Below are 11,736 nucleotides of genomic sequence, written 5' to 3'. Positions count from 1 at the left end.
AAGCCGGCAACCACGCGTGATTTCGCAAAAAAAATCGCCCGGATATCAAATCCGAGCGATTTTTTTCGCACCAAATGCAACAACGCCCGGCGCGTCAACTCTCCGGGCGTAAAACCAACACGGCGAGTTTCCCCGCGTGGTGGCTAGGAATGCATCGCAAACAGGCTTTTAGAACTTGTAACGCGCACCCAGATAGATTTCATGCGAGACCAGTTTTGCGCGCAGCATTTCGTCTTGCATGCCGACAGCATTGGTGAATGCGTTCCAACCGCTTTCCGTCTTGCCCATATCAACGTATCGATAGCCCAGGTCCAGGGTCAGCTTCTTGATCGGGGAATATGAAACGCCTGCACCCAGCGACCACGCCAAGTTGGTTTGGCTTGCGGAGTTGAACGGACCGCCGAAGCCATTGGCCGGGTTGATCTGGGCGCCTTCCGACTTCAGCATGGCCAGACCCAGGCCACCCATTGCGTACACCGACACGTTCTTGGCCACCGCGAAGTCGCGGTACACGTTGGCCATCAGACGTTGCGAGTGAATATCGTGGTAGTTGTTGCTGGGCCAGCGCGTCGACCCGCTTACGAAGGCATCCTTGCGCGGCAGCGTGTATTCACCTTCGACACGCCAGCCGTTGGCGAAGTCGTAACCCAAAGCGAACGAACCCGTGACGAGATTGGCGCTGTCGTCAATCGAAACAAAGCTGCCGATCCGCGGGCGGGCGGTGGAAGCCATGTCATCGGCCTTGTGCTTTGCGCCAACGATACGAACAGCACCGTAGTAACCGTCTTCCTTCGAAGCATCGGTGGTGGTTTGGGCAAAAGCGGTACCAGAGAACAGCAGCGCAAGCGCGCCAGGCAGAGCGAACGTCTTGATCATGAAAACAACCTTTAAACGATGAGAGGAGAGAGAGACCACCATCGTAGAAAGCGCGCCGTTTTCGTTGAACCCGTTTGCGTACGGGTTGTGCCTCCGTAACGCTACGGAGGCACATCGCAGCGTTGATTGCAAATCAACAGATGCCGCTTGGAGCCGCTTATGTCGCAACCACCGATGCCGGCCCGGCACCGGCAAGACGCAGCATCGCCAGCGCAGCAACGCGCTGGAAGGCAACCAGTTGATCGCCTTGCAATGCTTGCACGCTTGCTTTGCGAATCAGGGCAAGCGGATCGACAGGACGATCGTCACGGCGGACTTCGAAATGCAGGTGCGGCCCAGTCGCCGTTCCAGTACGGCCAACTGCACCCACGCGCTGCGCGCGTTCAATGTGCATGCCTACACGCAACTTGGGGGCGATCTTGGAGAGATGCGCGTAGTAAGACGTGAGCCCATCCGGGTGCCGGATGACCACGTACTTGCCATAGCCGCGCCGCTCGTTGCCGATATGCGCAACCACCCCCGCTTCGGACGCTCGCACGGCCCTGCCGGTCGGCGCGGCAAGATCGACACCAGAATGCCCGTGATGGACACCCGTGACAGGATGCGTGCGCTCGCCGAAGTCTGAGCTGATGCGGGTTGCCTGAACCGGCCAAGTGAAGCGCAACCCCGCCATGAGCGTGCCGTCGAATCGGTAGTAGTCGCCTTGTGGACGCGCGTTCGTTGCAAACCAGACACCCGCATGGCGCTTACCACGGAACCGCACCTCAATCGCAGTCAGGCGGATCGCCTGCTCGCAGCAAGTATCGGCGACGGGTTCGTAGGCAACACGAAAGTAGTCGCCCTCCTGGCCTCGGGCCGACATGTCGACCTTTCCACGAAGCAAGCGCGTGATCTGCTGCAACAGGTCGCCCGGTAGATCCGCTCGCGCGAGTGCCTTGCGAAACGTGCTCGCGATCTCGCCCGCTCGCGTGCCGGATTGCGGATCTGCAGTCGGCGACGGCACCGAGGAGGCGCCCCACGGCGCGTGGGGCACATTGGAGAAACGCGCATCAACAAGGTTGCCCGCCGGCGGCATGAATGCCACGTTCGATACTGCAGGCGCATCCGGTGCCGGCGTTACACCCAGTGCGGGTGCGGGGATCACTGCCGTCATGGATCCGTACAGCAAGGCAAGACACGCGCACAGCGACCGCCGGACTCGACGGGTCGGGACAACGTTGCTTGCAGAGCGACCTTGTTCGCGCGCGAGACAGGAAAGCAGGTCGAACTGCATGACGTCATCACTCGCTTGAGAATCGAGAAACAAGAAAATCGGGTCGTGCCTTACGGCACAAGAATTTGCGCCGAACTCGGCATCGGGGTCGAATGTACCGATGCACTCTTGGTGGGTGTATAGGACCGGTCCGATTCGGCGCTGTGATTTGCGCCCTGGTTGTTGGCTATGCGATGGGAGGTGGCGGATGATCCGCTTCTCGTCAATTTCGTGCTCGCACATCACGAACTTCGACCGCAACCGTGTTGAGGGCTTGGCGTACTTGCCCGGTGTGCTACAATCGCGGGCTTCCGGAGAGATGGATGAGTGGTTGAAGTCGCACGCCTGGAAAGCGTGTATAGGTTAATAGCCTATCAGGGGTTCGAATCCCCTTCTCTCCGCCAGAATTCACGAAAACGCCCGCCCACGCGGGCGTTTTTGTTTTCTGCCCTGCGTTCTACCCACAAAAACAAAAGGCCCCGTCTCCCGACAAGGCCTTTTGCATCCCACGTGCCGACACGTCGTGCGTGCCTGCATCCCCCTCGCGCAACCTCAGTGCAGCGTTGCCGACGCCTCGGTCAACAGCGTCTGCGTAACCTGTTCGCGGATTGACTGGGCCTTCATCAGCAGGCGCAGTGCGATGTCCGCGCCGCGGCTGGCAGCCACGCGCTCGATGAAGGCGCTGCGTGCGCGCTCATTCAAGGTAGCGACGTGTGCGGCTTCGGACCACACCTGCCAGGCGGCGGGCTGACCAGCAAACTGCTGGCGACGGCGCAGCAGGTCCGAATCGATGGCGGCGGCAATTTCGACGTCCTGAATGGTGCGGTTCATGATGGCCCCCTTCTGTCTTTGCGTGGCGCCCTGTGCCGGGCGGGTCTGACCGAATTACGCAACGTCTGTGCCAGTTTTGACGACAAGGCGATAGCTGCCGTTTGCCCGACTCGAACACGGAACGCCCCTGTTTGAAACGCAATACGGGCAAGCCTTTGCCGGCCGAATCCCTACCTTGGTGGGGTGCAATTTTCTCATCCGAAAACGGCACGTGGGGGACGCTTCTCTCACGTTCGTTACGCGGTGCGTTACGTAACACGCCGGATGTTTCGGGCCGAAAACACGTGCGGATGACGGCGCCAAGCCCGCCGCGCACCGTACAGCGACAGGCATGCTTGGAGCTTGATCGACTGCGCCCAAGCTGTTGGCGCACACGGCTGGGGGTGTTCCCGACCAGCGCACTGATCAGCAAGGGCCACAAGCTGCGCGTGGCCGTGGGCGTGAGCAACCTGCCACAGGGAGGGCTTACTGACGTTCTATAACGATGCGACGCACCCGTCCAAAGTCGTGCTGCCGGTCTTGCCAGCATCTGCTCTTCAGTAAACGAGGTTCATTCGCATTATCGGCCCGCGCTTTTTCTGGCGGGCTTTTTTATTTACATACAGAGAGCGGTAGCGATGTGTAAGCGGATTAATACATCACTCGAAAACGTTTCCTATATGAACCAACGCCGCAAACTGAGCTTATACCTGACTTAAATTAATCAAAATAAGGTATTTTCCCCTTCACTTGGGGAGTGATCCGTAAAACCCATCACGCAATCCGAAATTGTGCGGCGACCACAACCGGAAAAGGCGCTAATCCTTATAGATCAAGGCCTCCACAGCCTTAGAAAGAACTAAGTGGAAACCTGCACAAAATTGATGTTCAGGATTTCCATACCCCGCCGATAACCCCGTGAAGATCAACAGAATCAAACCGGAGTAACCGGTCTCACCTCTCCAACGGTGACGTTTTCGAAGTCCGCAGCAAACGGCAATAAAACGGTGGCAGGTTCGCCCGCTTCTCTCGTGCCATACCGGGCAGCCAGGCCAATCACGATTGCACCCATCCCGTAAGACTGGAGGACGCTGTGAATCTTTCTCAGATGACCATCAAGGCCAAGCTCACTGCAGGCTTTGGCGTGCTGGCAGCCATTGTCGTCGTGGTATCAGGCATGTCATTGCACGCGCTGTCCAATTCGACCGAAGGTTTTTCCAATTTCGTGCACGGCATCAACGCCCGTGCCGCAGTTGCCACGGAAGTGCGCACAGCGGTGGACCGCCGCGCCATTGCCGCACGCAACCTGGTGCTGGTGGTTACGCAGCAAGACCTGGAACTGGAGAAGGCCGAGGTTTTCCGCGCGCACGAAGACGTGCAGAAGCAACTCAAGCTGCTTAAGGAAATGATCGCCAACGCCAAGGACGCCACCGATCGCGGCCGCGCGCTGGTGGCCGACATCGACAGCGTGGAATCGCGCTATGGCCCGGTGGCGACCGATATCGTGTCGCTGGCACTGGCCGGCAAGCGTGATGAAGCCATCCAGAAAATGGACAACAACTGCCGCCCGCTGCTGGCCGCCCTGGTCACGGCCACGGAAGCCTACGCTGCCTATACCCGCGAGCGCCAGGAGCAGCTTGTGCAGGACTACGACGCCAACTACGCCAACCAACGCAACATGCTGATCGCGCTGTCGATTGGCGCGGCACTGCTGGCGGTGATTGCGGGCATGATCATCACGCGCTCGATCACACAGCCGATCCGTGTTGCCGTGGACGTGGCCAAGACCGTGGCGCGCGGCGACCTGAGCAGCCGCATCGACGTGCGCGGCAAGGATGAAACCAGCCACCTGCTCTCTGCCCTGCGCGACATGAACGGCCGCCTGACGGAAATCGTCGACAAGGTGCGTGACAGCAGCGGCAGCGTAGCCGGTGCTGCCAAGCAGATCGCCGCCGGCAATGCCGACCTGAGCCAGCGCACGGAAGCACAGGCATCGTCGCTGCAGGAGACGGCTGCCAGCATGGAAGAGCTGACCTCCACCGTGAAGCAGAACGCTGACAACGCCCAGCAGGCCACGGCACTGACGGCCAACGCATCGGCCGTCGCGCAGAAAGGCAGTACGGTGGTCAACCAAGTGGTGTCGACCATGCAGGACATCAGCGAGCGTTCGAGCAAGATTGCGGACATCACCGGCATCATCGAAGGCATCGCGTTCCAGACCAACATCCTGGCGCTGAATGCCGCTGTGGAAGCCGCGCGCGCAGGGGAACAAGGCCGTGGCTTTGCCGTGGTGGCCAGCGAGGTGCGCAGCCTGGCACAACGCTCTTCCACCGCCGCCAAGGAGATCAAGGAGCTGATCGCGTCTTCCGTGGAGCGCATTCACGATGGCTCGACCCTGGCGAGCGAAGCGGGTGAAACCATGAGCGAAGTGACACAGGCCGTGGCCCGCGTCACGGACATCATGGAAGAGATTGCCGCTGCATCGGCCGAACAACGACGCGGCATTGAACAGGTCAACCAGGCGATCTCGCAGATGGACGAAGTCACGCAGCGCAATGCGGCGCTGGTGGAAGAAGCCGCGGCCGCCTCGCAATCGCTGCAGGATCAGGGGCAGGAACTCAACGCGGCGGTGGCCTTCTTCCGCATTGATCCGCACGCTGTGCATACCGCGCACGCCTGAGCCGCACACCGTATTCTCCAAGCCGTCATTGAGCCCGCTGCCGAGAGGTCGCGGGCTTTTTTTCGGCCTACAGCGGATCGCGCAGATAGCCAACCAGCTTGTCCACCACCGGCCGGTTCGGCTTGGTCAGCAGGCTGACGGCTATGGCCGCCACAAACCCGGCCGGCACACCAAACGCACCCGAGGCAATCGGGTCCACACCAAACCACGGCTGGCCCAGGATGCCCGTCATGCGCGTGAAGAACGGATAGTTGACGAAGATGTAATAGACGCTCACCGCCAGCCCGGTGAGCATGCCGGCGATGGCACCCGCGCGATTGGTGCGCTTCCAGAACACACCCAGCACCAACACCGGGAAGAAGCACGAAGCTGCCAGCGAAAACGCCGCCCCCACCAGGAAGAGAATGTTGCCGGGCTTGAGTGAGGTCACATACGCCGCCAGCAAGGCCACCGCCAGCAACACCACCTTGGCGCTGGTCACGCGCCGTTGATGGCTGGCCGTGTTGTCGATCATGTGGAAGTACACGTCGTGCGACAGCGCATTGGCAATCGCCAGCAGCAGGCCGTCAGCCGTCGACAGCGCAGCCGCCAGCGCACCGGCGGCAATCAGCCCGGACAGCACATACGGCAGCCCCGCGATCTCGGGTGCCGCCAGCACCACCATGTCCGGCTGGATCATCACCTCTGCCCACTGGACGATGCCGTCGCCATTGATATCGCGCAGCGTCAGGACAGCCGGGTCGACCTTGCGCCACGGCACGATCCACTGCGGCAGATCGGCAAACGGCGTGCCCACAAGATGCTGCAGCAGGTCCAGCTTGACGAGCGCCGCCAGCGCCGGCGCAGAGACATACAGCAGCGCCACGAAGAACAACGTCCAGCTCACCGAGTTGCGTGTCTCGCGCACCGACGGTGTGGTGTGAAAGCGCGTGAGGATGTGCGGCAGGCTGGCCGTGCCCACCATCAGGCAGAACACCAGCAGCACGAAGTTCAGCCGTTCGGTGCCGCGCTCGGCCTCAGATTTGGACGGAAACGGCTCGCTGGACGGTGGTGCGGCGCGACTGCGCTCCAGGGCCGCTTCGCGCTCCAGGTTCCACAGAATCGACGCGCTGGCCGCATCCGCAGGAAACTCCTCGCGCGCACGCTCCAGCGTCTTGATCTCGCGCAGCGGCGCATTGCGCTCACGCGCCAGCTTCAGCTGCGTGTTCAGCGCCTCGCGCGACTCCTCGAACGATTGCGGCAACCGGGCAATGTGCTCCTGCAGGGCCTGCGCTTCGGCCAGGAAATGGTCACGCACGCGCTGCTCGGCCGGATCATGGGCAATGCGCAGTTCCTCCTTCTCGATCTGCTGCAGCAGATGACCGGTCGAGAACTGCGGCACCGGATCGTGATACCGATGCCAGCCAATCAGCCCAACCACGCCCAGGAACGACACGATCATGATGATGTACTGCGCCACCTGCGTCCAAGTCACGGCACGCATGCCCCCCAGGAACGAGCACACCAGAATGCCCGCCAGCCCGAAGAACACGCCCACTGAAAACTCCACGCCGATGAAGCGCGTCACCACCAGCCCCACGCCCTGGATCTGCGCGACAAGGTAGACAAAGGAACACAGCGTCGCGCCCAGCACGGCAATACCACGCACCACCGAGCTGCCGCCGCGCTCGCCATTGCCATAGCGTGTGGCAAGAAAGTCCGGCACCGTGTAGCCGCCAAACTTGCGCAAGTACGGTGCCAGCAGAAAGGCGACCAGGCAGTAGCCGCCAGTCCAGCCCATCACATAGGCCAGTCCTTCATAACCGGAGGCGAACACGATGCCCGCCAGGCCAATGAACGAGGCGGCGCTCATCCAGTCAGCCGCGGTGGCCATGCCGTTGAAGAACGCGGGCACGCGGCGCCCGGCCACGTAGTACTCAGTCAGATCCGCCGTGCGGCAGATCAGCCCAATGCACGCATAGATGGCGATGGTGACGAACAGGAACACATAACCGAGCCACACGCCCGGCCCGCGCACGTGCTCGATCGCCCCCATCATGACGATGAACAGCAGCAGCCCTACGGTGTAGAGCCCGTAATACAGAAACAGCCGCTTGCGAAAGCGGCTGTCTTGTTGAGGGTCAGTAGCCAAGATTGGCGACCTGTTTCTGGAGTTAGAGGCTGCTGCAAAATGAAGCGCAGCGCTTCTGACGGTTCAACGCCGCCGCAGACAGTACATCGAGTACGGCAAGGCGGCGTTGGGCCGTCAGAATCATTTTTCAGCGGCCTCTTAGCGGGTTTCCTTCAACTGGTCGAGGATTGCCGGGTTCTCCAGCGTGGACGTGTCCTGCGTGATGTCCTCCCCCTTGGCCAGGGAGCGCAACAGTCGGCGCATGATTTTGCCGGAGCGCGTCTTGGGCAGGTTGTCGCCAAAGCGGATGTCCTTGGGCTTGGCGATCGGGCCGATCTCCTTGCCGACCCAGTTGCGCAGGTCAGCAGCGATCTGCTTGGCCTCATCGCCATCGGGGCGCGAACGCTTGAGCACCACGAATGCGCAGATGGCTTCGCCGGTCATGTCATCCGGACGGCCCACCACGGCGGCTTCCGCCACCAGCGGGTTCGCCACCAGCGCCGACTCGATCTCCATCGTGCCCATGCGGTGGCCCGACACGTTCAGCACGTCGTCGATACGGCCCATGATGGTGAAGTAGCCGGTGTCCTTGTCGCGGATGGAACCGTCGCCCGCCAAGTACAGCTTGCCGCCCAGCTCTTCCGGGAAGTAGCTCTTCTTGAAGCGCTCCGGGTCGCCCCAGATGTTGCGGATCATCGAGGGCCACGGACGCTTGACGACCAGGATGCCGCCCTGCCCGTTCGGCAGGTCCTGCCCGGTTTCATCGACGATGGCAGCCATGATGCCCGGCAGCGGCAGCGTGCATGAACCCGGCACCAGCGGCGTGGCGCCCGGCAGCGGGGTCATCATGTGACCGCCGGTTTCGGTCTGCCAGAAGGTATCGACCACCGGGCAACGGCCACCGCCAATGTTCGTGTGGTACCACATCCAGGCTTCCGGGTTGATCGGCTCACCCACGGTGCCCAGCAGGCGCAGGCTCGACAGGTCGTATTGCTTCGGGTGGACTTTCTCGTCCGCCTCAGCCGCCTTGATGAGCGAGCGGATAGCCGTCGGCGCGGTGTAGAAGGTATTGACCTTGTGACGCTGGATCATGTCCCAGAAGCGGCCAGCGTTCGGGTAGGTCGGCACGCCTTCAAACACGACCTGCGTTGCGCCGGCAGCCAGCGGCCCGTAGGCGATATACGTGTGGCCGGTCACCCAGCCAATGTCGGCCGTGCACCAGAAGACGTCGTCGGGCTTGAGGTCGAAGGTCCACTGCATGGTCAGCAGCGCCCACAGCAGGTAGCCGCCCGTGCTGTGCTGCACGCCCTTCGGCTTGCCGGTCGAACCCGAGGTGTAGAGGATGAACAGCGGATGCTCGGCGCCCACCGGGGTGACTTCGCAGGTGTCCGGCTGGCCGGCTTCGACTTCATCCATCGCACGGTCACGGCCTTCGACCCAGTTCACCTTACCGTTGGTGCGGCGGTAGACGATCACGTGCTTGACGGCGTCGGTGCCCTCCATGGCCAGCGCTTCATCGGCGATAGCCTTGAGCGGCAGCGCCTTGCCGCCGCGCATTTGTTCATCCGCCGTGATGAGCGCCACCGCGCCCACGTCGACGATGCGCTCCTGCAGCGACTTGGCCGAGAAGCCGCCGAACACCACCGAGTGCGTGGCCCCGATACGTGCGCAGGCCTGCATGGCGACGATGCCCTCCACCGACATCGGCATGTAGATGACGACGCGATCGCCCTTCTTGATGCCCAGTGCCTTCAGGCCGTTGGCGAAGCGGCAGACGCGTGCGTGCAGTTCGCGGTAGGTAACGCGGGTGACCTTGCCATCGTCGGTTTCGAAGATGATGGCGACCTTGTCGGCATTGCCGTTCTCAAGGTTGCGTTCGAGGCAGTTGTACGAGGCGTTGATCTCGCCGTCTTCAAACCACTTGTAGAACGGCGCGTTGGATTCATCCAGCACCTTGCTGAACGGCTTGTGCCAGAGCAGGTGCTCGTGTGCGAGGCGCGCCCAGAAGCCTTCGTAGTCGTGCTCGGCCTCGGCGCACAGGGCACGGTAGGCGTCCATGCCGGCGATGTTGGCCTGTTTGACGAAGGACTCGGGCGGGTCGAAGACGCGCAGTTCCTGCAGAACAGATTCAATGCCAGCCATGTTGTCTCCTGATAGCGGTGTCTGTAATCGTTTTGCGGCGAATCTAAGCGGCTGACCTGACTCCAGCCTTACGTATCTGACGCCGCAATTTGACGCGAAGGGCATTACTATAATGCGTCACTCAGCACTGCGGCGCGCATCGCAATGCAACATGGCCGGCTTGAAAGCCGCGTCCCGCATCACTCTCCACCCAATTCGTCATCGTGCCCATCCACGCCCTTTTCCTGATTGCTGCCATGGCACTGGTCGGCAGCAACGTCGGCTTCGGCAAATCGATCGTCGCCGTCATGCCGGTGATGCTGTTTGCGTTGATGCGCTTTTTGATCGCCATCGTGTGCATGGCACCGTGGTACAAGCCGTCGCGCATGCAGCGCGTGACGCGCGGCGAATGGACCAACCTCTTCCTGCAGGCGTTCTTCGGCACCTTCGGTTTCACGCTGCTGATGCTCAACGGTGTGAAGCTCACGTCGGCGCTGGCTGCCGGCATCATCACCAGCACGATCCCGGCCACGGTGGCGCTGCTGTCGTGGCTGGTGCTGCGCGAGAAGCCGTCGGGACGGACCTTCGTGTCGGTCGTGCTGGCCGTGGCAGGCGTGGCCATTCTCAACGCGTACCGTGGTGGCGAATCCTCCGGCGCGACGCCTGCGGATGCCTCACAAGCGTTGCTGGGCAATGCGCTGGTGATGGGCGCGGTGATCTGCGAATCGATCTACGTGATTTTGTCTCGGCGGTTGACGCAAACGTTGCCCGCCATCGAGATCTGCGCGTACACGCACCTGATCGGCGGCCTGCTGATGCTGCCGCTGGGCCTGGTGCCGCTGCTGACATTCGATGCATCGAACGTGCCGGCTTCCATCTGGGGCCTGGTGGTCTGGTACGCGCTGTCGGCCAGTATCTTCTCCTTCTGGCTGTGGATGAAGGGCATTCGGCACGTGCCGGCGCACTTGGCAGGTGTGTTCACCTCGGTGCTGCCGATTGCTGCGGCCACGTACGGCATCGTCGCGCTGGGTGAAACACCGGGCTGGCCACATGCCGTGGCGCTGGCCTGCGTGGTGGCGGGCATCCTGGTGGCGAGCTGGCCGGCGCGGCCTCGCCAACCTGTGCGGCGCGGCCGGGTAGTCGATCCGCTGGACCCGCTTGATCCGTCGCTGGATCGCGAATAACACCATCTCCAAACACGCGATAGACCACCACCCGATGAACCGCTATTTCCGCCTGAGTAGCCTGCGAGTCTTTGGCGCGCCCGTCTATGTCCATTGGACCGTCCTTGCGGTCTCGGCTGTCCTGCTGGCGTATTCCATCAAGGCGCCCTTCACGGCTCTGGCGGCGCTCTGCTCGTACTTCGGCATCATCCTGCTGCACGAAACCGGGCACGCCTACTTTGCGCGGCGTGCCGGCGCCCGGACCGAGGCAATCTACCTTGGCCTCTTCCACGGCATGTGTGTGCATGAGGTACCTGCACGCCAACGGGACATCTACGTGATTGCCTGGGGTGGCGCGCTGGCGCAGCTTGCGGTGGCATTGCCATTGATCCTGCTGGCGAATGTCACACCGGCTGCACGTTTGCCGATCATCGGCGAGGTGGTGCTGTATCTCGGCTACGTCAGCCTGCTGGTCGCAGTCATCAACCTGATTCCGGCGCCCGGACTCGATGGCGAGCACGCGTGGCGCCTGCTGCGCTGGCCAAGTGGACTTCGCAAACAGAATGCAGCGGCCAAACGGCCGAAACATCTGCGCCGGGTCAAGTAGCGCTGCGGGCCGAGAGGGGACGGACCGCCTCATCTCGCGCCCACCCGCAGGGTGAGGCTGCCGAGGCACATTGACGCAACGCCTTGTCGGCGGGGCCATTCCGACCAATCCGGTCGG

General features: G+C 62.1%; 8 protein-coding genes and 1 tRNA gene. 4 read left to right on the top strand and 5 right to left on the bottom strand.

Going from position 1 to position 11,736, the window contains the following annotated elements:
- Positions 1-168 precede the first annotated feature (168 nt).
- Positions 169-1,008: an outer membrane protein gene (locus tag F7R11_RS08560; protein WP_231973172.1), complete on the bottom strand. Its 840-nt coding sequence runs from the start codon at positions 1,006-1,008 to the stop codon at positions 169-171.
- Between the two features lie 25 nt (positions 1,009-1,033).
- Positions 1,034-2,389 (bottom strand): M23 family metallopeptidase, encoded by a 1,356-nt coding sequence (locus tag F7R11_RS08555; RefSeq protein ID WP_151180521.1) that lies wholly within the window; start codon positions 2,387-2,389, stop codon positions 1,034-1,036.
- A gap of 52 nt (positions 2,390-2,441) precedes the next feature.
- On the opposite strand from F7R11_RS08555, the gene F7R11_RS08550 reads away from it, so the two are divergent.
- Positions 2,442-2,532, top strand: a tRNA-Ser gene (locus F7R11_RS08550).
- A 148-nt stretch (positions 2,533-2,680) separates the two neighbouring features.
- Here F7R11_RS08550 and F7R11_RS08545 read toward each other — a convergent pair.
- Positions 2,681-2,959, bottom strand: a complete 279-nt coding sequence (locus F7R11_RS08545; protein WP_021194873.1) for a DUF7696 family protein — start codon at positions 2,957-2,959, stop codon at positions 2,681-2,683.
- A gap of 1,087 nt (positions 2,960-4,046) precedes the next feature.
- Between F7R11_RS08545 and F7R11_RS08540 the strand changes: the two genes are divergently transcribed.
- On the top strand, positions 4,047-5,618 hold the full coding sequence (locus tag F7R11_RS08540; RefSeq protein ID WP_021194875.1) for a methyl-accepting chemotaxis protein: 1,572 nt from the start codon (positions 4,047-4,049) through the stop codon (positions 5,616-5,618).
- 67 nt (positions 5,619-5,685) lie between these two features.
- Here F7R11_RS08540 and F7R11_RS08535 read toward each other — a convergent pair whose 3' ends face one another.
- Positions 5,686-7,752: a sodium:solute symporter family protein gene (locus tag F7R11_RS08535; RefSeq protein ID WP_082932800.1), complete on the bottom strand. Its 2,067-nt coding sequence runs from the start codon at positions 7,750-7,752 to the stop codon at positions 5,686-5,688.
- 135 nt (positions 7,753-7,887) lie between these two features.
- Entirely contained in the window at positions 7,888-9,870 is a 1,983-nt protein-coding gene (acs, locus tag F7R11_RS08530) for an acetate--CoA ligase (RefSeq protein ID WP_021194877.1), read from the bottom strand.
- A 203-nt stretch (positions 9,871-10,073) separates the two neighbouring features.
- Here acs and F7R11_RS08525 point away from each other — a divergent pair, with 203 nt between their 5' ends.
- Positions 10,074-11,033 (top strand): DMT family transporter, encoded by a 960-nt coding sequence (locus F7R11_RS08525; RefSeq protein WP_082932799.1) that lies wholly within the window; start codon positions 10,074-10,076, stop codon positions 11,031-11,033.
- 34 nt (positions 11,034-11,067) lie between these two features.
- Positions 11,068-11,619, top strand: coding sequence for a zinc metalloprotease (locus tag F7R11_RS08520; protein ID WP_064802605.1), 552 nt, complete (start codon positions 11,068-11,070; stop codon positions 11,617-11,619).
- Positions 11,620-11,736: the final 117 nt, after the last annotated feature.

Source organism: Ralstonia insidiosa, from assembly GCF_008801405.1.
Lineage (GTDB): Bacteria > Pseudomonadota > Gammaproteobacteria > Burkholderiales > Burkholderiaceae > Ralstonia > Ralstonia insidiosa.
The sequence above is the reverse complement of the archived record's forward strand: the minus strand, read 5'-3'. Positions and strand labels throughout refer to the sequence as shown.